Annotated in this window: 25 protein-coding genes; 12 read left to right on the top strand and 13 right to left on the bottom strand. The window is 53.3% G+C overall.

The features are described 5' to 3' along the window. The first annotated feature begins 60 nt into the window (after window positions 1-60). On the top strand, window positions 61-495 hold the full coding sequence (locus ACZ5ZS_RS05820) for a CBS domain-containing protein (protein WP_188596686.1): 435 nt from the start codon (window positions 61-63) through the stop codon (window positions 493-495). A gap of 52 nt (window positions 496-547) precedes the next feature. Here the strand turns inward: ACZ5ZS_RS05820 and ACZ5ZS_RS05815 are convergent, their stop codons facing one another. Continuing rightward, window positions 548-1,192 (bottom strand): thymidine kinase, encoded by a 645-nt coding sequence (locus ACZ5ZS_RS05815; protein WP_229657718.1) that lies wholly within the window; start codon window positions 1,190-1,192, stop codon window positions 548-550. Window positions 1,193-1,268: 76 nt separating this feature from the next. On the opposite strand from ACZ5ZS_RS05815, the gene ahcY reads away from it, so the two are divergent. Further along, complete coding sequence (gene ahcY / locus ACZ5ZS_RS05810; protein ID WP_188596685.1) at window positions 1,269-2,585, top strand: adenosylhomocysteinase; 1,317 nt, start codon at window positions 1,269-1,271, stop codon at window positions 2,583-2,585. Window positions 2,586-2,674: 89 nt separating this feature from the next. Continuing rightward, on the top strand, window positions 2,675-4,507 hold the full coding sequence (locus ACZ5ZS_RS05805; protein WP_464858093.1) for a type II secretion system F family protein: 1,833 nt from the start codon (window positions 2,675-2,677) through the stop codon (window positions 4,505-4,507). A gap of 2 nt (window positions 4,508-4,509) precedes the next feature. On the opposite strand, the gene ACZ5ZS_RS05800 is transcribed toward ACZ5ZS_RS05805, so the two are convergent. From ACZ5ZS_RS05800 to ACZ5ZS_RS05785, 4 genes are all read right to left on the bottom strand, one after another. Next, complete coding sequence (locus ACZ5ZS_RS05800; RefSeq protein WP_188596683.1) at window positions 4,510-5,307, bottom strand: nucleotide-binding protein; 798 nt, start codon at window positions 5,305-5,307, stop codon at window positions 4,510-4,512. A gap of 3 nt (window positions 5,308-5,310) precedes the next feature. Continuing rightward, window positions 5,311-5,541, bottom strand: coding sequence for a hypothetical protein (locus tag ACZ5ZS_RS05795; protein WP_075059435.1), 231 nt, complete (start codon window positions 5,539-5,541; stop codon window positions 5,311-5,313). A 151-nt stretch (window positions 5,542-5,692) separates the two neighbouring features. After that, complete coding sequence (locus ACZ5ZS_RS05790) at window positions 5,693-6,265, bottom strand: 50S ribosomal protein L6 (protein WP_188596682.1); 573 nt, start codon at window positions 6,263-6,265, stop codon at window positions 5,693-5,695. Window positions 6,266-6,516: 251 nt separating this feature from the next. Next, on the bottom strand, window positions 6,517-7,290 hold the full coding sequence (locus ACZ5ZS_RS05785) for a glucose 1-dehydrogenase (RefSeq protein WP_188596681.1): 774 nt from the start codon (window positions 7,288-7,290) through the stop codon (window positions 6,517-6,519). Window positions 7,291-7,581: 291 nt separating this feature from the next. On the opposite strand from ACZ5ZS_RS05785, the gene trxA reads away from it, so the two are divergent. Genes trxA through ACZ5ZS_RS05770 form a run of 3 tightly spaced genes read left to right on the top strand, consistent with a single transcriptional unit; the run spans window position 7,582 to window position 9,429 of the window. Further along, entirely contained in the window at window positions 7,582-7,965 is a 384-nt protein-coding gene (gene trxA / locus ACZ5ZS_RS05780) for a thioredoxin (protein WP_188596680.1), read from the top strand. Further along, window positions 7,965-8,600 carry a hypothetical protein gene (locus ACZ5ZS_RS05775; protein WP_188596679.1) on the top strand — a complete coding sequence of 212 codons (636 nt, stop codon included), beginning with the start codon at window positions 7,965-7,967 and terminating at the stop codon, window positions 8,598-8,600. The genes trxA and ACZ5ZS_RS05775 overlap by 1 nt, the downstream gene beginning before the upstream one ends. Before the next feature lie 34 nt (window positions 8,601-8,634). Further along, window positions 8,635-9,429: an aldose epimerase family protein gene (locus ACZ5ZS_RS05770; protein ID WP_188596678.1), complete on the top strand. Its 795-nt coding sequence runs from the start codon at window positions 8,635-8,637 to the stop codon at window positions 9,427-9,429. A gap of 264 nt (window positions 9,430-9,693) precedes the next feature. Here the strand turns inward: ACZ5ZS_RS05770 and ACZ5ZS_RS05765 are convergent, their stop codons facing one another. Next, window positions 9,694-9,834 carry a hypothetical protein gene (locus ACZ5ZS_RS05765; protein WP_188596677.1) on the bottom strand — a complete coding sequence of 47 codons (141 nt, stop codon included), beginning with the start codon at window positions 9,832-9,834 and terminating at the stop codon, window positions 9,694-9,696. A 302-nt stretch (window positions 9,835-10,136) separates the two neighbouring features. Here ACZ5ZS_RS05765 and ACZ5ZS_RS05760 point away from each other — a divergent pair, with 302 nt between their 5' ends. Beyond that, window positions 10,137-11,327 carry a tRNA sulfurtransferase gene (locus ACZ5ZS_RS05760; protein ID WP_188596676.1) on the top strand — a complete coding sequence of 397 codons (1,191 nt, stop codon included), beginning with the start codon at window positions 10,137-10,139 and terminating at the stop codon, window positions 11,325-11,327. On the opposite strand, the gene ACZ5ZS_RS05755 is transcribed toward ACZ5ZS_RS05760, so the two are convergent. Continuing rightward, window positions 11,328-11,552 carry a CpXC domain-containing protein gene (locus ACZ5ZS_RS05755; RefSeq protein WP_188596675.1) on the bottom strand — a complete coding sequence of 75 codons (225 nt, stop codon included), beginning with the start codon at window positions 11,550-11,552 and terminating at the stop codon, window positions 11,328-11,330. 74 nt (window positions 11,553-11,626) lie between these two features. Here ACZ5ZS_RS05755 and ACZ5ZS_RS05750 point away from each other — a divergent pair, with 74 nt between their 5' ends. After that, the gene (locus ACZ5ZS_RS05750) at window positions 11,627-12,520 is read left to right on the top strand and encodes a hypothetical protein (RefSeq protein WP_188596674.1); all 894 of its coding nucleotides are present in this window, start codon (window positions 11,627-11,629) and stop codon (window positions 12,518-12,520) included. 36 nt (window positions 12,521-12,556) lie between these two features. On the opposite strand, the gene ACZ5ZS_RS05745 is transcribed toward ACZ5ZS_RS05750, so the two are convergent. Next, window positions 12,557-13,600: a glucose 1-dehydrogenase gene (locus ACZ5ZS_RS05745; protein WP_188596673.1), complete on the bottom strand. Its 1,044-nt coding sequence runs from the start codon at window positions 13,598-13,600 to the stop codon at window positions 12,557-12,559. Window positions 13,601-13,653: 53 nt separating this feature from the next. Here ACZ5ZS_RS05745 and pth2 point away from each other — a divergent pair, with 53 nt between their 5' ends. Both pth2 and ACZ5ZS_RS05735 read left to right on the top strand, forming a co-directional pair. Further along, the gene (gene pth2, locus ACZ5ZS_RS05740; protein ID WP_188596672.1) at window positions 13,654-14,010 is read left to right on the top strand and encodes a peptidyl-tRNA hydrolase Pth2; all 357 of its coding nucleotides are present in this window, start codon (window positions 13,654-13,656) and stop codon (window positions 14,008-14,010) included. A 61-nt stretch (window positions 14,011-14,071) separates the two neighbouring features. Further along, window positions 14,072-14,950: a DNA polymerase sliding clamp gene (locus ACZ5ZS_RS05735; protein WP_188596671.1), complete on the top strand. Its 879-nt coding sequence runs from the start codon at window positions 14,072-14,074 to the stop codon at window positions 14,948-14,950. Window positions 14,951-14,962: 12 nt separating this feature from the next. Here ACZ5ZS_RS05735 and ACZ5ZS_RS05730 read toward each other — a convergent pair whose 3' ends face one another. Beyond that, a complete protein-coding gene (locus ACZ5ZS_RS05730) occupies window positions 14,963-16,144 on the bottom strand; it encodes a mandelate racemase/muconate lactonizing enzyme family protein (protein WP_188596670.1) in 1,182 nt (393 codons plus the stop codon). 215 nt (window positions 16,145-16,359) lie between these two features. On the opposite strand from ACZ5ZS_RS05730, the gene ACZ5ZS_RS05725 reads away from it, so the two are divergent. Then, window positions 16,360-16,815: a NifB/NifX family molybdenum-iron cluster-binding protein gene (locus tag ACZ5ZS_RS05725; protein WP_188596669.1), complete on the top strand. Its 456-nt coding sequence runs from the start codon at window positions 16,360-16,362 to the stop codon at window positions 16,813-16,815. A 46-nt stretch (window positions 16,816-16,861) separates the two neighbouring features. On the opposite strand, the gene metG is transcribed toward ACZ5ZS_RS05725, so the two are convergent. From metG to ACZ5ZS_RS05705, 4 genes are all read right to left on the bottom strand, one after another. Next, the gene (metG, locus tag ACZ5ZS_RS05720) at window positions 16,862-17,188 is read right to left on the bottom strand and encodes a methionine--tRNA ligase subunit beta (RefSeq protein WP_188596668.1); all 327 of its coding nucleotides are present in this window, start codon (window positions 17,186-17,188) and stop codon (window positions 16,862-16,864) included. A 124-nt stretch (window positions 17,189-17,312) separates the two neighbouring features. After that, on the bottom strand, window positions 17,313-18,308 hold the full coding sequence (gene htpX / locus ACZ5ZS_RS05715; RefSeq protein ID WP_188596667.1) for a zinc metalloprotease HtpX: 996 nt from the start codon (window positions 18,306-18,308) through the stop codon (window positions 17,313-17,315). A gap of 117 nt (window positions 18,309-18,425) precedes the next feature. Further along, a complete protein-coding gene (locus ACZ5ZS_RS05710) occupies window positions 18,426-19,739 on the bottom strand; it encodes a Clp1/GlmU family protein (protein ID WP_188596666.1) in 1,314 nt (437 codons plus the stop codon). Between the two features lie 52 nt (window positions 19,740-19,791). Further along, window positions 19,792-20,325, bottom strand: a complete 534-nt coding sequence (locus ACZ5ZS_RS05705) for a hypothetical protein (RefSeq protein WP_188596665.1) — start codon at window positions 20,323-20,325, stop codon at window positions 19,792-19,794. 114 nt (window positions 20,326-20,439) lie between these two features. Here ACZ5ZS_RS05705 and ACZ5ZS_RS05700 point away from each other — a divergent pair, with 114 nt between their 5' ends. After that, on the top strand, window positions 20,440-20,832 hold the full coding sequence (locus ACZ5ZS_RS05700; protein ID WP_188596929.1) for a PadR family transcriptional regulator: 393 nt from the start codon (window positions 20,440-20,442) through the stop codon (window positions 20,830-20,832). Window positions 20,833-20,878 lie beyond the last annotated feature (46 nt).

The raw sequence follows: 20,878 nt of genomic DNA, 5'->3' as shown, positions 1-20,878 counted from the left end.
TATATTTATTATTTAAGATTGTGGAAAAACTTTATTTACCCAGTTTTTCGTTTACTGCCTATGTCAATTACGGCAAATCAATTAATAAAGAAACGACCAATAGGAGTGCCATCCGGCGAGAGCATAAGAAACGCGGCATCAATCATGGCCAAGGAAAACGTGGGACTACTCGTGGTCCTGGACGGAGGCAAAATAGCAGGCGTCGTGAGCGAGAGGGACGTGATGAGGGCGGTGGCGTCGGGCGCCGATCTAAACGCGCCAGTGATTTCAATAGCGTCGAGGCAAGTCATCACCATAAACGAGGACGATGATATATACAAGGCAGCGGAGTTAATGCATGGCAACAACATAAGGCATTTGGTTGTGGTTGGAAAGGATGGCTCTCTGAAGGGCGTCATATCAATACGGGACGTGGTTGGAGAAACCATTAGATTAAGAACAATAGCGGAAAGCCGAGCGCCGAGACAAGAGGAGCTGGCTCCTCACACGGATTAATGTTTTCGGGGCCGAAGAATAATTTGAGGCTATCTCCAAATCATAATAATTTCTACCTCGCTTGTCGATTCCTGAACAGTCCCTCATACCTATTAGCCTTGGCGTTCGGCACTAAGTGATGCTCCTTGCACCTAGCCTGGTAGGTCTCCCTAGAGCCTATCAACACCAGCGGGGAGTCGTAGGGCGCTGGTTCCCCGTTTATTAACCGCTGAGTGTAATACGCCTCCCTGCCGCATATGTCGCACACGGCCGTTAATTGAGTCACCTTATCCGCAATCGCTATTAATTGACCCATTCCACCGAACGGTTCTCCCCTGAAGTCCATATTCAAGCCGGCCGCTATCACATCCACGCCCGCGCCATTCAATGCCCTTATGGCTTCCATTATGGACATCTCCTCCTCTAGCGTGAAGAACTGAACTTCATCTATCCCCACCACTTCATACCCGTTCCTGGCGGTTTCCTCCATCATCTCCCTCACTCCCTCATTATTTGCAGGTATGAAACTCACGTTCCTATACCTAAGCCCGCCGAGGCTCCTCCACTCATCCTCACTGCCATACCTGCCCCTCGAGTTGCTGGGCGCGAATAAATGGGTCCTCCGCTTCCCTATTTCATATCTCCGCAGTCTTCTTATCAATTCCTCCGTCTTCCCCGAGAACATGGGTCCTATTATTACCTCGAAAGACCCAACCACGCGATTGCAGCCGCGCCTCCCCTTAATAATAATAGAGGAAACGGAGTGTTTTTAACTAATGATTTCCCGGGGTTTCATGCATTCCAAGGTTAAGGACCCCAGTTTGGCCGATCGGGGGCGCATGCAAATAGAATGGGCGGAGCGCAACATGCCTGTTCTCATGCTAATAAGGGAGAGATTCCAAAGGGAGAAACCGCTGGCTGGTCTCAGATTATCCGCCAGCCTTCACGTCACAAAGGAGACCGCAGTGCTGGCCAGGACATTGGCGGCCGGCGGAGCCGATGTATTCCTCGCCCCGTCCAATCCATTATCGACGCAGGACGACGTGGCGGCCGCGCTGGCCGCGGACGGCATAAAGGTATATGCTTGGAAGGGAATGAATGAGAGGGAGTACTACAACGCAATCGGCGCGGCGATCGCTCACTCCCCCCAGGTTACGCTGGACGATGGGGGCGACCTCACCATAACCCTTCACAAGCTGGCAATGGGCATAAGCGATGAGTCCATACAGTACGCCAGGGAGACCGCGGGTGATTTGGACTTCAAGGCATTAGTCAAGGGAATATATGGTGGAACCGAGGAAACAACGACGGGCGTGATCAGGTTCAGGTCAATGGAGCGCGAGGGTTCCCTACTCTATCCAATAATAGCGGTAAACGATTCATACACAAAGCACCTATTCGATAATAGGTACGGCACTGGCCAGAGCACGTGGGACGGGGTTCTCCGCGCTACTAATGCATTGATTGCAGGCAAGGTAGTGGTGGTCTCGGGCTATGGATGGGTGGGCCGTGGAATAGCAGGCAAGGCAAAGGGCCTAGGCGCTCGAAAGGTGATAGTGACAGAGGTGGATCCAGTGAGGGCATTGGAAGCCGTATTCGATGGCTTCGAGGTGATGCCCATCTCCAAGGCAGCTGAGGAGGGGGATATATTCATCACCGCCACGGGCGATATGCGAGTGATAGACTATAATACCATGCTTCGCATGAAGGATGGCGCAATGCTAGCCAACGCGGGTCACTTCAACGTTGAGATAGACGTGGATGCGGTTGAGAAGAACGCTGTTGGAAAGCGAGAGGTCAGGCCCTTCATGGTTGAGTACAAGCTCCCAAATGGAAGGGTGATCTATATATTGGGGGAGGGTCGTTTAATTAATCTAGTGGCGGCGGAGGGCCATCCATCGGAGGTCATGGATTTATCATTCGCCAATCAAGCATTGGCAGCCGAGTACATAGTTAAGAATAGGGGCAAGCTAACCCCTTCAGTCACCAAGCTTCCCGAGGACCTCGACATTGAGATAGCCAGATTGAAGCTGAAAGCGATGGGGATAGGAATAGATGAACTAACGGAGGAGCAGCGGAGGTACATCTCGGCGTGGGCGTTGGGAACCTAAGAATTCCCTCTCTGTTGACAGGCCGAGTTCGTAACCTGCCCCATAGTATTCAGAAAAGCATTTAAAATCTATTCGAATATAGAATAGGTATGGATCTCGACGACATCGCATTGTCCAGCATGATGCCGTTGGTTAGATTAATGCTGAAGAACGAGAAGAGAAGGTCGGATCTGGAGCGATTGCTCTCGTCCTCCCTATCATTCATGTCGCCGGAGAGATTCGTGGCGCGTGCATTATTCATAACGGTCATCGTCACCTTGATCACTGTGGCATTATCGCTCTTCTTGATAATTCCAAACTACGGCTTCTTCTCTGCCTCCCTTAGATACGGCATGGCATTCAGTAAGGCCTTTCTTCCCTTCACAATAAAGGTTCTGATGGGATTCGCCATATTAGTGGTGCCTCCCGTAATATTCATTTCCCTCTATAATATGCCCAAGATATCATCGTCCGATTTAGCATTTAAGGTGGATACGGAGCTCCCATTCTTCTCCGCCTACCTATCCATGATGGTCAGCTCCGGGCTCTCCGTCTTCAGGGCGGTGGAGAGGGTGGCCTCCTTGTCCATACTGGAAACCACGGCCCGCTTCTCCAGGATAGCGTACATGAGATTCAAGGCGTTCGGCGAGGACCCCATAACCGCGCTAAATGATGTCGCGCTTTACTCCCCCAGTAAGGGCTTCATGGAGTTCATGATAGGCTACGTGACTAACGTGAGGACGGGCGGTGACGTGCTTCACTTCGTGAACACGAAGCTCCACGACATAGTGGGCGCCACGGTGGAGCGCACCAGGAGGGGCGCGGAGATGTTGGGAACATTAATGGAGTCATATATAGGATCCGCCGTCATATTATTGATAGGACTGGACGTGATGTACCTGGCCCAGACAGTCACCCCGAATGGCAATGCATTGGCAGCCGTTAACCAAGCAATAAGCTCTAACTTCATGTTTGGCCTCCTCATAACCCCAATGATAACGATTGCATTCATGTACCTGGGCGAGGTGTCCGGCTTCAAGACTCCGTTCACGGACTATAGGCCATACAAGGTAGGAGGGATAGCGGCAGCGATAGCCGCCGCTGTCATTGCTTTCGTTTTCGTATCATGGTTCCACGGCAACCTAGCAAATAGGATATCTGCGTTCGGGTATCCCTTCGACTTCACCGAGGTTGTCGGCATAATTTTGATACTGGCGTTCGCCCCGGTGGCTTTTTATGGGTCCAGGGTGGTCTCCCACCGCTGGGAGCTGGAGAAGGAGTTGTCGTTCTTCCTGAGGGACTTCACGGAGTTAAGCAAGTCGGGCTTCGTTCCGGAGAAGATATTCGAGACGCTCAGCGAGACCCGTCACTACGGCGAACTGGATGATTACTTGTCGGAAATAACCAAGCAGGTACGCTACGGGGAGCCGCTGCGCAACGTGATTAATTCCGTCATGAATAGGATGCACTCCTACTTGGCTAAGGTATTCAATTGGCTGCTGCTGGAGTCAATAGAGTTCGGCGGCGCTAGGCCGGAGGTGTTGGAGAGCTTGGCCTCGTTCTCGTCGGACATAGTTACCATTCAAGAGGACGCCAGGGCCAGGATGAAGCCCCTCCGCTTCGTCCCGTACATAGGAGCCGGCATACTGATACTCACGCTGGCGATAATGCTATCCTCGATAGTGAGCCTGGCGGCCGTGTTGAATCACTTCCCCCCCAGCACCATAGACTTGTTATCGACGTCATTCTCGATATCGGTGATACTTAACTCGTTTCTGATGGGCTTCGTGGCTGGCAAGTTGGGAGAGGGGGAGTTAGCCATGGGATTCAAGCACGCAGTGGCCCTCACGGCCCTGACCTTGGTCGTGTACATGGCGTCTCCGCTGATAGGTCACCTGCTATTCGGGGGCTTAACGATAAGCAGCTCCGGCGGACTTCCCTGAACTCACTGCAACAGCTTTCCCAAGACTTCATTGGAATAATTTATCATTGATGCTACGGCCTTGGATTCCAGTGGCCCTATCTTCAGCACCTCTATTTCCAAAGCCTGGCGGGCTATCTGCACGTATTCGTCCAGCGGCACCACGAAAGGCTCCATGCCGAGCTCTCCCTTGGCCACCTCCGTCCATGGAATGCCGGTGGATGCATCAACGGGGTACCTCTCGTCGAACATGTTAAGTATGGGATTCAGAACGTTTATGTTGGCGTTCACTGCCTTTATGGAGTTCACTGCCAGCTTCGCCGCCTTTATAGAACTGTGATCGGGCGTCATCACTGGAATGACATCTGTCAAGTAAGGTGCGGTCACCTCTATGATATCCCCGGTCATCCCCATGGCCGGGCTATCTATTATCGTCAATATGGGCGACAAGGATCTAATGGCATTGAGAAGCATGGACAATGGATACAGCGATCTATACCTGGTTAAATTAGAGAAGCCGGATGCGGCGAACACTATATTGAATTGATCGCCGTTGACTTGCCATTGCCTCAAGTACAGCACGGAGAGGGGATCTGTCGTTCTCCCATCCAGGAGATCTATTAGGGTGTACTGCACATTGGGATTGGATTGGCCGAACAATAGCATCGTGGATGAACCGCTATCTACGCTTGCGTCTATTAATATCACTGGGTATTGCGCCTTACTCCTCAGCTTGTATGCCATTAGGACGGATAAGTTGAGGGCTATGGTGGATTTCCCAGTTCCCCCTTTAGTGCCGCTGGTCACCAGGATAGTCCTCATCAATCACTCACCGGGCTTCTTGTTGGGTCTACTCTTCAACTCGCTGGGAGACGGCCTTCGCTCCACGCGCGGCGTCTCCTCCCGGTCCTTCGCTATCATCATTTCCAGCAAGCTCACGCCGTATCCAATGGCGAACAGAATAGCTCCAATTACCTCCGATCCCAGCGCAGCCACTATGAACCCAATAGGCATCAACGTGAGGCCAGCCAGCTCCAGCGCTACATTCCTCTTCATAGTTGGCGCACATGGGGCTGAAATTTAACTCTAACGGGGGCTTAAGGATGAGGCTTTACCGTTCCTCGTTTCAGCGGGTACGTTCATTGCGACCTTGGCAGGAATTCAGGTTCGTAATCATAGAAGCGGGAATCCTCCAGGGCTGGGTGGCTCACTTGGAGAACTCGGAGGCATATACGTATATTCCGTCGAGAACGCCGGGAGTGCCTTCTCTGCCGTGTGGGCTTATCCTGTCCTTGCCCCGTAGCGTGGTGGCCATCTCCACGTTGGCGGCAAAGTGGCTTACCAATTCCTTATCTATTCCCTCCACTATTATATCATCCTTGGTGACTTGCACCTTGACTCCATCCGGCACCGGTACAATTATCTTGGATTTCCGGCCGAGGAAATTCTCAATTACCAATTGCTTCCCTTGAACCTTTATATTCATGGGGAAGTGGGAGAACACCACCTTCAGCTTGTACCTCCATCCACGCGTTGCACCAAGGATCATGTTGTTTATGTGTCCAGCCACCGTTCCTACCATTGCCTTGCTCTTCCTATCGGCGAAGTAGGAATACACGTTGACCTCACCATCCAGTTTCTCTATAATTATGGGAAGCGACGAGAAGTCGCGCTCAAGGGAGCCGAGAGGGCCTTTAACGGATACCTTATTCCCACTAACCTGAACCGTGACTCCCTCCGGCACCTTAACTGCTGCGGACGCGATCGGAGCATAAGTCATGAATAATGCAATACCGGGACCGTTTAAAAATTTAGTGCAATGAAGCGTGCTAAGCATGACATGGCCCCAATAATCAATGACAGCGAGCTGCCCATTATTGTGGAGTGCATGGATGTTCCCTTTCCATTGTCTGCCCATCCTCGAGCGATAAAAGAAAACTAAGTCCGCCCTTTAGGGGATAGGTCAGAACCGGACGAAATGCCTAAAATTAAGAATTATTATTAGTTATATAGACTTAGACGCGGGCCGGCTTAGATGCCATGAGTTAGATTATCCATGCGGCCTCCATCTATTACTATTACTTGCCCCGTCATGTATCTGGAATCGTCGGAGCCCAGGTAGACGGCAAGCTTGGCCACATCATCTGGCCTACCCACAAGTCCCAGCATAGTCTTGGATTTGAATATATCCTCCAGCCTGCTCACCTCATCGGGAGTCTTGCCTCCTATTGTTAGATCGGTCTCTATCCAACCGGGAGCTATTGCATTGACCCTTATGCCTATGGGACCAAGCTCAAATGCCAATCGCTTGGTTAAGATTATCGCTGCTGCCTTAGTTATTGCGTAGAACGTGGTTCCCTGAGCAGCTGTTCCTATGCCTGCATTGGATGCAATGTTTATTATTGATCCCCTCCTCTTTTCTTTCATGTGGGGAAGCACTTCCAACGTGGTGTACATCATTCCCATGAAATTTATTCTCCACATCTTATTGAATTCCTCCTCATTGAATTCCTCGAACCTCCTCAGATACCATATGCCTGCATTATTTACCAATATATCTATCTTGCCCAGCGTCTCCTCCACCTGGGCAACCATTTTTCTGACTTCATCCCGTCTCGATACATCGGCCTTGAATATCTCTATGTTTCCCATGCTCTTCAATTCCATTGCCTTATCAGGCGAGGAATAATAATTGGCCGCTACCTTGGCTCCATACTTACTAAATTCAAGGGCTATGGCTCTCCCCAATCCCCTTGATGCACCCGTGACCAGCACCACCTTATTTCTCAAGTCCTCGAACGCCATGAACATCGAAGCCCAGCCGGATTTTTTTAAATTGACTCAAATCGAGGTCCTCGGCGATTCATTGCATTCATGAACGTAACCCTGCCTTTCAATGCTCTAATGAAACGCCGAATGGGAGCATACTGCCCTAAGTTCCCTTGGGTCTATTTCGAATAAAACCCAGGAATCAACCTAATCGGCGTAGTGAAATTGGATAAGGGCTTCCTTAGATAATTAAGTGAGATCTATAAGGAGAGAATTAGATGTGCGTGGAGTAAGGTTTATAAAACATCATTGTCATCCCGGCTATTTATGTCAGATGATGAGTTGAACAAGATACTTGAGCGTAAATATAAGGAATTGACAAAACCAAGGGAGGTAAGGCACCTAACCAAGGCCGATTTCGATGATTTCATAAAGGATCACGAGGTAGCCGTGGTGGACTTCTGGGCTCCCTGGTGTGCTCCCTGCTTCATGTTGGAGCCAATAATGAAGCAAGCCGCGGCGGAGCTACTCGACGTTGGCTTCGGCAAGGTTAATTCAGAGGAGGAGCCCGAGATAGCGTCAAGGTATTATGTCATGAGCTTACCAACGATTATAATATTCAAGAATGGAGAGCCGGCCGATACAATAATAGGGGTAGTCCCAAAGAAGGCGTTAATTAATAGAATAATGTCTGTTATGGGGAATCATTGATGCAGCCCATATTGCTGGGAGTGGATGGATTGGGCTACGGGGGATTCATGGAGTGCGAGACCGCTACCCTGCTCTCGCTCGTCAATTCGATGGAGAGGGGAGTCGTGGAGAACCACGCGCCTCAGTCGGAGCAATCGGCTTGGTCGTCCGTGTTGATGATGGATGGCCCGGACCCCGCCTCCTCGGCCTTGATAAAGGCGACCAAGGCAGTGCCAATTAATCTACCCATCACTAATCCAACCTTTGGGTTAGTGAGCATAGCGATGGATGAATCCACTCCCCCGAGCGAGGAGGTGGGTAAGGTGATTGATGCCGTGATCAGTGCGTCCAGGAATAGACCCGTGATAGCGTCTATAACCGCATTGGAGAGGTTTCTCCATGTCAAGCCTCAATTGAAGTGCGAGATTTACTCCGTAATAGATGAGGGGATTCGCAAGCTGGTCTCCAGCGAGGATATAGGCCACTTGATAATTTTCTCGCCCTTCGGCGAGCCTCAGTCCCAACGCGAGGGGGATCACTACGATTACGGCGTGTACTTATCCACAATGCCGAGGCCCCGCCATCATGACACTGTGAAAATCCACGAGATAGGTCAATTATTCCTGGACATGGTTGAGGCGAGCCAGTATCGATAGGATAGGCATAACAGGAAACGGATTCCGCGCGGAGGTGCTTTCCCTCGGTGCCTACGTTGCCGACCTAACCTATGAGGGGAAGCCATTGCTGCTGCGTAATGATGGGAAGCAATCGGCGACTAGGGCCGGCATGGCATTGCTGGCTCCCTTCGCCAATAGGGTTAGAAATGGGGAGTATTCGTTTAATGGAGCTAAATACAAGCTCCCTGTGAATTCAGAGGGGCATGCAATACATGGCTTCGTGAAGAATAAGGAATGGAAAGTGTTGGAGAAGGGCGATGAATTCGTAAAGATGGAACTGAACTCCAAGGGCGAGCCCGGCTATCCATTCGAGCTATCGTTCTCCGTATCTTATGAGGCATCCAAGCGGGGCTTTAACGTGGAGATGGCAGCGGTCAATGCGGGCGGAACCAATGCGCCAATAACCATGGGTGCCCATCCATACTTCGTGCACCCAACGCCGAGGAGTCAGTGGTTCATTAATGCAGGCAATGTCTTCCGGCTGGAGATGGTGGGCAATATACCCACTGGTAGAATGGTTCCTCAGCGATTATCCACGTATATTGGAGAGTACGATGATTGCTATAGGGTTAATGAAGACCAAGTGCGATTAATATTTCCCCATGATTGGGAAATCGCGATTAAACTGAACGGGTTTCACTTCATTCAATTATTCACGCCTAGCTGGGCTAATGCGGTGGCCGTGGAACCCATGACGGGGGCCCCCGATGCCTTTAACAACGGAATAGGATTAACGGTGCTGGAGCCGGGCAAGTCGTTGCGGGCAAGCTTCACGATAACGCCGAGGCCCAAGGGAATGGAGCTTTAAACCGAACAGCACGGTTGACTACGTTGATCTAGCGAGGGAGAGATGCGTCTGACCTCCTCCCCGCCTTGAGGGGGTTTCCCGGGGTCTTGGGGGTTACGCCCCTTTACGGGCGATACTCCGTTTCCCCTACTGGTATTGCTGGGGTAGTCGGCCCCAGCCCCCCATCCTCAAAGAATTAACCGAGGGGGGTGAAAAACCCAAACAAAACATGACCTGAAAACACACCCCAGCCCCTAGAAGGAGCGAGGCCCGCCCCATCTTTTATCATTTATCCTCCAATGCATCCAAGTACTCCGGGTTGCAATCCGTGAATCCAAGGTCCAAGCATACCTTGAATGCCTCCTCTAGGGATTTGAAAATTGTCATGTAGTGCCTTATACACTCATCACAGCTCTCCATTTTCATGGAATTTCCCCTCGCTAGCCCTTTTATAAGCGATACTTAAAACGTAGCCTTTCACAGCGAAAAGGAAAGTAAGATTGCCTCCCCCTCATGGCCGATCTGCGGAGCAAGTGGAACGTGTATAGCACGAATCCAGGCCGTACTTCCAGGAACGATGAGATCAAATCCCCGGTTCCTGGATTGTTGAATCCCTCCGGGGAGCAGGCGACTTAACCTGCCTTTCCCAAGGTTCGCCGAGGATCGTTTATGGTTACCAATGGAGAAGAACTAAGGGCTTATATACCTTATAATAGCGCTCCCGCTTCATGGAAAGCGTGACTTTGGTTCGTTACAGCGAGATAGCGATCAAGGCAACTGCCAGCAGGAAGAAAATGGAGCAACTCCTGATCCATAACGTGGCTGACGCGTTGAGGAGACGCGGCATTGACTTCGCCGACATAGTCAAGACCCAGGGAAGGATTTTAATACGAACAAATCGCCCCAGCGACGCGGCGGTCGCGGCTTCTCACGTGTTCGGCGTGGTCTCCGCATCGCCCGGCGTGGAGATAGGAGTCTCTGGGCTGGACGACATAGTAGAGAAGGCCGTTGATATGTGGGGTAACGCCGTGAAGGGCAGGAAATTCGCGGTCAGGGTGAGGAGGATCGGCAAGCATGGCTTCACATCCATGGATGTGGCCAGGACTGTGGGGTCGGCCCTGCTGGGCGGGTCGGGCGGCGTTGACTTGGAGAATCCTGACTTGGAGTTATTCATTGAGGTCAGATACGATAAGGCATACCTATACCACGAGGTCATGCAAGGCCCCGGGGGACTGCCCCTCGGTTCCCAGGAGGGCAAGGTGCTCGGCTTGGTGTCGGGCGGCATAGATAGCCCAGCTGCTGCCTGGATGATGATGAAGAGAGGCGTTTACGTGGACATGATGTTCTGCAGCTTGATAGGAGTAGACGTTGGTAGATTCATGAAGGTCGTGAAGGCCCTTTACGATAACTGGATCTATGGTTATGACCCCCTAATCTACGTTGTCGATTGTAGGGGCTTGGCATCAGCGATTCAACGCAACGTCAACCCACACGTATGGAACACCGTGTTCAAGTACGTGCTGTATAGGATGGGCATGCGGATAGCCAAGGACGGCGGTTACTTGGGAATGGCCACCGGCGAGTCAATGGGCCAAGTCAGCAGTCAGACCCTCCATAACCTCTACGCCTCCTCCCTAGGCATAGACATGCCAATATACAGGCCCCTGGTCGGCTTCGATAAGAGCGAGATAACAATGCTGGCCCGCAGGGCTGGGACCTATGAGGAATCAATTAAATCAATCGAGGCTTGCGTCATACTATCAAGGAAGCCCAGGACAAAGGCTCCTCCTCAATTGATAGCGAGCGAGGCAAGCAAGGTGGATGCCGCCGCTCAGGAGGCATTGGGCAGGATAGTGAAGATGCATGCGAGTGAGATAGATATTGGGAAGTTGAGGGAGGGCCTTGCCATGTTTGGGTAATTACTGCTTCTCCCCGATTATCTCTCCATAGCTGCTGACGGAGAAGGAGTTGTTGCACTTCGGGCACGTTATGGATATTCCCATGTTGTACCATGACTCCCCCATCTCCACCTCGAAGACATGGCCGCAGTGGGGACACTTGGCCCTTATCTTTAGAACTCTCTCGGGTTCTCCTCCGGAGTACTCATAATCCTCCGGCATCTCCCAGTTGCTTCCTGAAGACATGGCTCGCGCGGGATTCGTGTATTTATTAACTTTTCTATAGGGGACTTTATTAGGAGGAGGGTCTTATGAGGGCGGTGAGGATCAGACTACCCAATGCACGGCTTGAGCGGAATATCAAGGCGGCCGTGGAGATGTCGATCAACGCCCCGGTCTCCAACTTCGATGATGCCCTTACCTTGGCTTTAATGGGCCTCGGCCCCTCCTACGAGGAGTCGCTGCGCATGTTCGTGGACTCCCCGGACCCCCTGTCCGCCTACCTCGTGGCGAAGCACTTGCTTAGGAATGAGAGGGCACAGGAGGCTATTGATAGGATGAGGGCGATCAAATTGATGGTGAAGAAGAAGTGCTTGTCCGGCGAATTAGATGAATTGCTGTGCCTTAGGTTGAGGGCGTTCGAGCATGGTTATGCGTTCAGGAGATTGTCGGGGCTCTACGGGGGAGCGGATCCATTGATGCTGGCCAACGCGTTTGTGTCGTATAATCATGAGAGGCACGCGTTGCGGTTACTGGAAGGCGTCTCGCCCACCACCCCGAGCGAGGCATTGCTTGAATTGACCGTGTTTAGAAGGGCTATTGGCTTAACTGCAATGAGGGGCTCCCTAATAATGGGCGTGGAGCATCTGAACTACTTGGATTGGCTAGTTATGGATGGGGTTGGGGGTGGGTTGGTGATACAGTTCAACAGCATTCACCGAGCGTACACGATATCCACGATCCAGGTGCAGGCCATGGAAAGTCGACTGCTCCTGCACGGTTGTGAGTGGGAGGTCAACGATGGCGCGACGGTCGAGGCGACGGCTAAGTGCGACGATTCTCTCCTCTACTTCGTCGGGAATCCCACCGATGCTGTGATTGAGATAGAGCTGCCCGGCGAGGGAGTGGTGAAGACCAGCACGGCGGAGTTCAGAGCGAGCGGCAAGTTGCTCGTGCTTCCCATGGACTACGCATCGGCTGTGCTCCGACTATGAAGAGGAGCCCCGTCCTTAAGGTTTGGAATAGCCCGCTTACTCCCCTATCTTTAGAACGGTCTTTATGTCATCGTGAGTCCATGTATATGCATCGCCGTAATTATCCAGAGTGGATACTTTGGTTATCAGCTTTCCAAGCCAGTTTCCATGCTCCGATTTGCTCTTGACCATGTGTTGAAGCCCCATCTCGAAGTGCTTAACCGAGGCATTGACTGACCCAACTATCGCCTTGTTGTTGAGCACTGCATCCGTTAGGAGGGAGCCCAAGTCATGGGACTCCCCGCCCTGCGGATATACGCCTAGCAGCACCATCACGCCGCCCGCGGCCAAGTACTTTACGGAGTCGATGGCCACCCCCACTGCCCCAGTGGCCTCCACCACTAAGTCGAACTCCCCCTCCACCTTATCCGTGAGCACGTCAAGGTACTTGCTCCCCACCTCCTGGGCCAGCCGCGCCTTCAAGCTATCCGCCGGCCTAGTGGCGGCGGTCACGGTCTTCAACCCCATGAGCCTCAACACCATTGTTGCCAACAATCCTATCGGGCCCGCCCCCATTATCAACGCGCTGGATGGGCGCCAGTCGAACCTGGACTGGCCCACCCTCATGGCCACGTCTATTCCCTTCTCTACGACTGAGAGGGGCTCAGCGAGCACCGCTACATCCACGACCTCCTTGGGCACCTTCACCAAGTACCTGGCATCGGTGACTGAGAACTCGGCAGCGTGCCCGTGCAGGCCCCATATTCCGTGCTCCACGTAGTGACCCATGGGGCAGTAATCCACAGGTAAGTCGCAGTTCACTGGGCGGCGCACGGTGGGCACCACGACCTCGCCCTCCGCCACGGAGTCCACCTTATCACCCAACGCCTCCACCCTGGCCAGGGCCTCGTGGCCCAATATGAGGAACTGGGATCCCTCGGGGGCCTTGCCGTACTTCCCCTCTATTATTTCCTTATCAGTCCCACATATCCCCACCTGTAGCGGCCTTAGGAGGACCATGCCGGGCTTAGGCGATGGCTTATCGACGTCGCGCAATCGTATTGAATTGGGCATGCCTGGAACAACGGTCACGGCTTTCATGGGAGGAGGGGTACAGTGAGAACTTAATAAAACGTTTTGGCTGAGCGAACTAGATGGAATTCAAGCAATCCATAGTTATAAGGAGCGACTTAAAGATGAGCTGCGGCAAGATAGCTGCCCAAGCGGCTCACGCGTCTGTTACTGCATTGTTGGAGGCCATGGAGAGACGAAGGGAGTGGGTTGAGGCTTGGCTCAACCAGGGCCAGAAGAAGGTGGTGCTGGAGGTCTCCTCTCTGGCGGAGCTGGGGGGGTTGGCCAACAAGGCAGCGTCGCTGGGCTTGCCTCACTCAGTCATATCGGATGCAGGCTTCACGGAGCTTGAGCCGGGGACGGTGACTGCATTGGGGGTCGGCCCGGCTCCCCGCGACTTGGTGGATAGGGTCACCGGCAGCCTGCGGTTGCTGAGGTAGTCAATATTATTGCTCGTCGGTTTGTTGATAGCTTTAAAAAGGGCGAACGCCTCCAACACCCATGTCCGACGACTTCGAGGAGGAAAACGCTGAGGAGCAGGTAGAGGAGCAATCGCAGGAGGAGACGGAGGAGGAGGTTGAGGAGCGGGGTTCATTGAGCGGGAAGGGCGGGGTTTACTCGCTTCTCTTCCCGAAGGGCAAGGATGTCAGATACGCTTTCTCCGCCTTATCCACCATATTGAAGAGCGCATCCCTCCGGGTTGGGCCTGAGGGGGTTAAGATGAAGGCCATAGACGACGCCAAGATATCGTTGATACTGCTGGAGATACCGGCGTCCAGCCTGGATGAGGTAAATATAGGCGAGGATGCCGAGGTCGGCATATCCTTCGACGTGTTGAAGAAGATAATGAAGCGCATAGGCTCCAGGGATAAGGTTGAGTTAATAATAGATAAACAGCAGGCAAAGCTGAGCGTCGTCATATACACCAAGAAGGGGCGGGAGGGGGGTATGTACCGCAAGTTCAGCGTTCCCCTTATGGACGTCTCGGAGGAGGAGGTGCCGGAGCCCAACCTGGCCTATCCCATTAGGATAACCGCCGATCTAGCCTTGATGCAGGACGTAATAGCGGCCGCGGCGGATATAGGGGAGGCAGTGACATTCACGGCGGCACCGGATCAATTCGTGATAAGGGCTGAGGGGGACGGCGGCAAATCCATTGAATCCATATATCAAAGCACAGACGAATTGTTCCACGAGTACTCAGCCGGAGAGGAGGGAACAGCCACATACTCCGCGGATCACATACTGGGATTCATGTCCCAAATGAGGCAAATATGCGATGCGGTCACCATCGAATACGCAACAAACAAGCCGCTGAAGCTCACGTTTAATTTCTCCACGGGCTCCGTCGTGCTTTACCTTGCGCCCAGGACATTGTGAGGCAGTGCTTGATTACTTCCACGTTCCCCTCACGACCCACACGGGCTCCTCCGGGTTGAAGTACTCAGGCCCAGCGGCCCGTAACTCCTCCAGCAGCTTCTCGTTTATTGACACGCCGATTCCTGGCTTGGAGGGCACCTCGTAGTGGCCATTAACCACCGGCGTCTCGTTATTAACCAAATCCCTCTTCCATTGGGGCCAGAAGTCGTAGAAGGACTCCTGTATCAGGAAGTTCGGTATTGCCGCATCCATTTGAATCGTGACTGCGTTCTGTATCGGCCCGAACGCGTTGTGGAACGCCACCTCCACTCCATAGGCCTCGGCGAGCGCCACGACCTTCCTGGCAATTGTGACGCCGCCTATATTAGTTATGTCAGGCTGAATGAAGTCCAAAAGCCCGCCCTCCAGGTAAGTCAAGGCATCCTTCAACCCAATCAGCCTCTCTCCCAGCGCTACCTTAATGCCGGCCCGGCTCCTGTACTTAGCCAACCCATCAAGGTCCTCCGGATGAACTGGTTCCTCCATGAATAGGGGATTGAACTCGCTCAACGCATCCGCTATCGCTATAGCCGAGTTTGGATTGAACCTACCGTGATGCTCTATCATTATGTCAACCCCATCACCCACCACGTCCCTCACAGCCTTCACACGCGCCCTAGCTTCCTCCAACCCCTTCTCGTCTATCCAGTCGAAGTACTTGCCGAAGGGGTCGAACTTAAGCCCCGTGTACCCCATGGCAGCAACCTTCCTCGCCTTCTCGGCGAAATCCGCGGGCGACACTGCGTCGCTGTACCACCCATTGGCGTACACCCTCACCTTATCCCTACTCCGCCCCCCGAGCAATTCATAAAGAGGCGCCCCCAGCTCCTTTCCTATCAAGTCCCATGAGGCTATGTCTATTGCGCTGGCGGCCGTGGTTGATTCAAATGACCTAGCCATGTAAAAATCATGCTTGTACCACTCCCTCAAGTTAGCCTCGACATTATGGGGATCCCGCCCCACGTATACCCTGGCCGCCTCCTTAATCGCCTCGACCACAGGTCCCACCCTAAGCGTGGGCACCGCCTCCCCCCACCCAACCGCGCCTCTCGACGTGGTGACCTTGACTATTATTGACACGCCGGCCCAAGTGGCCGCTGTTGGGTTTTTCTCCCCCACAACTATTGCATCCACGCTCGATATTGTTTCAGTCATGGCATTGCAACAACTCGGACAAATTAAACGTTGCTGTTTACCGCTCCCGGGGCGGTGATGGTGGGTTGAGATTAGTTTTGTTGTGGGAATGCATGAATTGCGTGTCCAAAAATTGGTCACGCAGTAATGGGACTCCCCGAGAGGCGGAGCTCGCTTATTCCAGGAATTTTGAATTCAGGTGTTGGATTTAATAGGGGCCTTGATTTTATTTTTTAATGGTAAGAATAGCTCTTGCGACGGACGACGAGAAAACCATAAGTAAGGGTCACTTCGCCCACGCTCGGGAGTACATTATTTATGATTTGAATGAGGAGACGGGCGAGCTGGTGAGGGTGGAGTCTAGGAGCAATCCATTGGGTACTGTGCCCGACATGGATGAGGGGATCCACGCCAAGGCGAGCGCGGTTCAGCCCGGCATTCCAATGCATGGACTGCCGAAGTACGAGTGGCTGCGCAATAACGTGTTGAGCGATGTGAACGCCGTGATAGCCAGCGGCGCGTGCCAGACCAGCTATAATTACTTTACGTCGGAGGGGGTTCAGATCCTATTCGTGGAGCCGAATACCAGCATAGATTATCTATTGACTCAGATAACCCTGGCCGCAGATGAGGAGGAAGAGGAGGATGAGGACGAAGATCGTGGAGCTGCGTGGGGCACTGATAAGGATTAACGGTTTTGATTTAACATAATACTTATTAACAAAAACTATAATACCGTTAACAAACTCTCTCTCCCACCGCATCGTCCCCTGCATCAACTGTAGCTATGGCAGGCCTCCCCTTATCACCGCACGTGGCCAGTATCATTCCCTGGCTTTCTATGCCGAATATCTTCCTGGGCTCCAGGTTTGTTATAACTATAACGCGCTTGCCTTTTATTTCGTCGGGCGAGTAATGCTCGGCCAGGCCAGTCACTATTTGCCTTCTCTCCGTCCCTATATCTACCACGAGCCTTAGGAGCTTCTTGCTTTCCGGCACCCTCTCGCACTCTATTACCTTACCCACCCTCAAGTCCATCTTCATGAACTCATCGTGGCTTATCATGATGAAACGGGAAGCGGTTGGTTTTTAATCTTTAATTGCTGGCATAGCCCGATTTAATCTCAATAAAACTGGGCAAATTTTAAAGAATGATTTTGGGGAAAAGCGTTTATGAAGGGAAGGGGGCTCACTGGGACTGGGATATTTTGTCCAGCAACTGTATTCTCTTGGCTGGGTGGGGGTGATCGCTGAGTATGTCCTCCCACGGCTTCGGCTTATAGCTGCGCCAGTACTCTATCAACTCCTCCACGTCGGCATCGCTCGCCTCCCTCACTATCTTATCGTCGGTGGGAGCAAAGAAGAGCATCTTAACCATGTTGTTGGTGGGCGACTTCTTTATCTTGGCTATCGTCCTGGGATCCATGTATAGGGTTATCTTGGCGAGCGCCCGCTGCAGGTTCTTGGCCGCGTTAGGCACGGTCAGGGCGGAGTTCACGTCGGCATACGCCTCCCTCAGCCTATTCATGTAGAGCAGCACGAATTGGAACAGGAAGCTGACTCCCAGGAGCGCAACTCCTATCGCCATCAAGCTCAAACCATTGTTCCCGCGCTCCCCCCATGCGCCTCCCCATATGCCGCTCCACATTAGGGAGTAGCCGAGCCAGTAAATGAGCGCCGGTATCAACCCTATCGCCATTAAGAGCTCCACGTCCCTATGCCTCAAGTGTCCAAGCTCGTGGCCCAGCACTGCCGCCAGCTCGTCCTTGTTCAGCAATCTAAGGGCGGGGCGGGTTATTGCGACCCTCCTCCCAGCTATTGGGCTTCCGTACGCGAAGGCATTGGGGAACGGCGCCTCCGCTATGTAAACCTTGGGCGGCTTGGAGAACCCATTATCCCGCGCCACCTCGCTCACGAGGTCCACCAACCAACCATAGCTGGGGTCGTCCTGCGTCACCTCGTGGGCTCTATACGCTGCGTTTATCATGTAGGGACCAAAGAGCCACTGGAATATGTTTATTGCAAGCACTAGAACTAGCATTCCGCTTATTAGGTAAAGCCCCACGGCTAGGCTGCCGCCGCTCAACAGTTCCGCTATGCCCACGAGCAGTGCAACCGATAACAGGACTATGGTTACGCCGCTCAAGCCCATTACCAGCCTGAGCTTGATTAACTCCCAATTCATGGGCGACGCGCTGGGCAGCTTTTAAAAACCTTACTCATAAAAGTTGATTAAACCAACGGTCCTCAAGCCAGCTCTATCGTTTCTATTAATCAGTCCGTCGCCAGCTCCTCACGGGTCTCAGCCGCGTTTTTCTTCATCACTTCCAGACAGGATTCTCTCCAGCTTATTAATGTAGTGAACCTTCTCCTTCTCCTCGTAATTATCGCCCAGCCTTATCATGCCCAGCCTTATGTGATCTATGGCTCTTAGCTCCTCCACCCTAGACGGCATCACGAGGACGGCCCTGCTGCTCCCGTAGTATATCTTCTTGATCATGGCCAGCGACACCAGGTACCCCTCCCCGTCCTCCAGCGCGGCGAGGAGCCCCTCCTCCCAATTCATGGGCAGTATCGCCACCTCCACCCCCGGCAGCGCCTTTACGACCAACTCCTTGACTGCGGGCGACGTCATTATGGCCCTCTTCCCCACCTGCTCTCCATAGGCTATCGGCATACCCAAGTACCTCGCCACCAGCGCCCTAAGCCCGGCGTCGAGGGGGACCCCCCTCCCTATCGGCACGTTGATTATGGGCTTCTCGAGCAGGTTAATGGTGGCGGTCCTGGCCGGCATCAGGTACTTGCCGTACCCCATCTCCCTGTGAAGCCGCCGCTCCTCCCTTGTCTTCACTGAGAGAGGCGGGGCCGGCAACTGGATCACGTTAAGCCCGCTTCCCTTCACGGCGCTTAGGAGATCCGCGGCCTCCCCCTCCTTCTGTATTAGAACTACCGCGTCGGGCCCCAGCCTCTCCAGCATTTGGAGCTTGTACTGTATGGCGGTGGGCTCCGTTATCCACCCATCCGTGTTTATCACCTCCAAGTCGGTCCCCTCCGACTCCAAGTAATCCGCCAGCTTCGCCACGCCATCTATCGCCTCCCTCCAAGTGTGCTCAAGGCTGGTCGTCCTAAGGAACACCATCTTGAGCGGCGGCAGCATGCTTAGGTGGGTTATCGGTTCGCTGGTCTTGGTGCACGCGATGGTGGTGGGGGGCCCCAAGTCGTTCTGGCCCGGGTCCGCATCTATCACTCCAACCGTTCTCCCCGCGGCTATTGCCTTGTTGGCAACCATTATTGTGAACGTGGTCTTCCCCACATCCATCATTCCCAACACGACGACCCTCCTATTGGATCGAGCCACCGCCCCAGCCGCCTCCCCCCACGCCTCTATGCCCTCCTCCCCTTGCGCAGGCTCTATCCTGCCCTCGGGCCCCAGCACCACCTCCAGTTGCGATTCATCCATGGACTTCACCACCACCTTCTTGGTCCTCAATATGGTCAGCTTGGACCCAGCCCCATAAGTTGTTCCCAGCACGTACACGGTGCCCCTCAGCACCTTCACGCTGGCCGGCCCCTCTATCCTTACCGTGGAGCCAGGCCCCAAATTAACGGCATCCACGTCCTTTCTACGATGTGCATTTTTTAAAGATGCCGCCATGCCGACTCGGGCTTCATGCGCCGGCGGAGAGGAGTCCAAGCAGGACTAGGGAGATCACTATTGCGACCACGTACTGGGTCCATATGTACCTGACGAACCTTGAGGGCACGTTTTTCTTGAGAGCCCTCAGCACCAACGTGAATCCAAGCATCAACCCCTCCGCCACGGGGAAGAACATGGCTATCATGACTGCTATGGCCGACGCCACGCCTCCGTACCCGATGGCCGGGATGGCGGCTATCACTCCTAGGTTAACCATGGCGTACGCGGCGTACCACAGCCCCGCTATGGGTATGTAGGATATCCACACGGTTCCCAGCAGCGATGCGAAGCGGGCCAGGGACGCGGCCAGGTACGACATGCCGGATATGCTTGCCTCGAATGACTTTATGCTTGCCTCCACCTCCGCCGCGTAGGATGGCGGCGACGACACGGCGTACCCCATTAAGAAGGCGCCCAGAAGCGATATGAGCACCGCGGCGTACACCACCAGCCTGGATTTGATGTACCACCTTATCAGCTCCCTCATCACGTCGTTTGCCTCCATGTGGTTCCCCCCATGCCCCGCTTTAAAAATGAATCGGAGCCGATTACGGATCGCCGCATTTTTAAAGGGGCTAACAGTCGACCCAGCGTGCAGGATAGGTGGAGGCATTGGGCTATGAAGAGGAGGGGACTTAGGTACCTAATCCTTTACCTGCTAGCCTCCAAGGGATCCATGACCGGGGCCCAGATCTCGGATGAGGTGGAGCGGGCCAGCATGGGCATGTGGCGGCCCAGCCCCGGCTCCCTTTACCCCATGCTCGACGAGCTGGAGAAGGAGGGCTTGATACGAATAGATAAGGTGGAGGGGACAAAGAAGTACTACGTCATCACGGAGGCCGGCAGGAACTTGGTGGGCCCCTCATCAGATGACAGGCTGGCCAGGTCCGTGGATGAGTTTACCTCCATGGCGAGGTACATACTGGACAACTGGGATAAGTTGAGGAAGGAGGATAGGGACCGCATAAGGTCAGCGTTGATTGAGATGGAGAAGGTAATAGGGGGCAATTGAGGCGTGGGATTGGCCGAAAAAATTAAATCCGCACATGGATTCATGG

It is taken from the genome of Thermocladium modestius (assembly GCF_055398215.1).
This window is presented reverse-complemented; position numbering and strand designations above follow the sequence as displayed.

Coding starts and splice junctions, on each gene's coding strand:
- ACZ5ZS_RS05700 (WP_188596929.1), top strand. CDS start 20,440: ATGAAGAGGAGGGGACTTAGGTACCTAATCCTTTACCTGCTAGCCTCC.
- ACZ5ZS_RS05730 (WP_188596670.1), bottom strand. CDS start 16,144: ATGACTGAAACAATATCGAGCGTGGATGCAATAGTTGTGGGGGAGAAA.
- ACZ5ZS_RS05735 (WP_188596671.1), top strand. CDS start 14,072: ATGTCCGACGACTTCGAGGAGGAAAACGCTGAGGAGCAGGTAGAGGAG.
- ACZ5ZS_RS05790 (WP_188596682.1), bottom strand. CDS start 6,265: ATGACTTATGCTCCGATCGCGTCCGCAGCAGTTAAGGTGCCGGAGGGA.
- ahcY (WP_188596685.1), top strand. CDS start 1,269: ATGCATTCCAAGGTTAAGGACCCCAGTTTGGCCGATCGGGGGCGCATG.
- pth2 (WP_188596672.1), top strand. CDS start 13,654: ATGGAATTCAAGCAATCCATAGTTATAAGGAGCGACTTAAAGATGAGC.
- ACZ5ZS_RS05795 (WP_075059435.1), bottom strand. CDS start 5,541: ATGAAGAGGAATGTAGCGCTGGAGCTGGCTGGCCTCACGTTGATGCCT.
- ACZ5ZS_RS05705 (WP_188596665.1), bottom strand. CDS start 20,325: ATGGAGGCAAACGACGTGATGAGGGAGCTGATAAGGTGGTACATCAAA.
- ACZ5ZS_RS05755 (WP_188596675.1), bottom strand. CDS start 11,552: ATGTCTTCAGGAAGCAACTGGGAGATGCCGGAGGATTATGAGTACTCC.
- ACZ5ZS_RS05745 (WP_188596673.1), bottom strand. CDS start 13,600: ATGAAAGCCGTGACCGTTGTTCCAGGCATGCCCAATTCAATACGATTG.
- ACZ5ZS_RS05820 (WP_188596686.1), top strand. CDS start 61: ATGTCAATTACGGCAAATCAATTAATAAAGAAACGACCAATAGGAGTG.
- ACZ5ZS_RS05805 (WP_464858093.1), top strand. CDS start 2,675: ATGGATCTCGACGACATCGCATTGTCCAGCATGATGCCGTTGGTTAGA.
- htpX (WP_188596667.1), bottom strand. CDS start 18,308: ATGAATTGGGAGTTAATCAAGCTCAGGCTGGTAATGGGCTTGAGCGGC.
- metG (WP_188596668.1), bottom strand. CDS start 17,188: ATGATAAGCCACGATGAGTTCATGAAGATGGACTTGAGGGTGGGTAAG.
- ACZ5ZS_RS05765 (WP_188596677.1), bottom strand. CDS start 9,834: ATGAAAATGGAGAGCTGTGATGAGTGTATAAGGCACTACATGACAATT.
- ACZ5ZS_RS05760 (WP_188596676.1), top strand. CDS start 10,137: ATGGAAAGCGTGACTTTGGTTCGTTACAGCGAGATAGCGATCAAGGCA.
- trxA (WP_188596680.1), top strand. CDS start 7,582: ATGTCAGATGATGAGTTGAACAAGATACTTGAGCGTAAATATAAGGAA.
- ACZ5ZS_RS05785 (WP_188596681.1), bottom strand. CDS start 7,290: ATGGCGTTCGAGGACTTGAGAAATAAGGTGGTGCTGGTCACGGGTGCA.
- ACZ5ZS_RS05800 (WP_188596683.1), bottom strand. CDS start 5,307: ATGAGGACTATCCTGGTGACCAGCGGCACTAAAGGGGGAACTGGGAAA.
- ACZ5ZS_RS05775 (WP_188596679.1), top strand. CDS start 7,965: ATGCAGCCCATATTGCTGGGAGTGGATGGATTGGGCTACGGGGGATTC.
- ACZ5ZS_RS05725 (WP_188596669.1), top strand. CDS start 16,360: ATGGTAAGAATAGCTCTTGCGACGGACGACGAGAAAACCATAAGTAAG.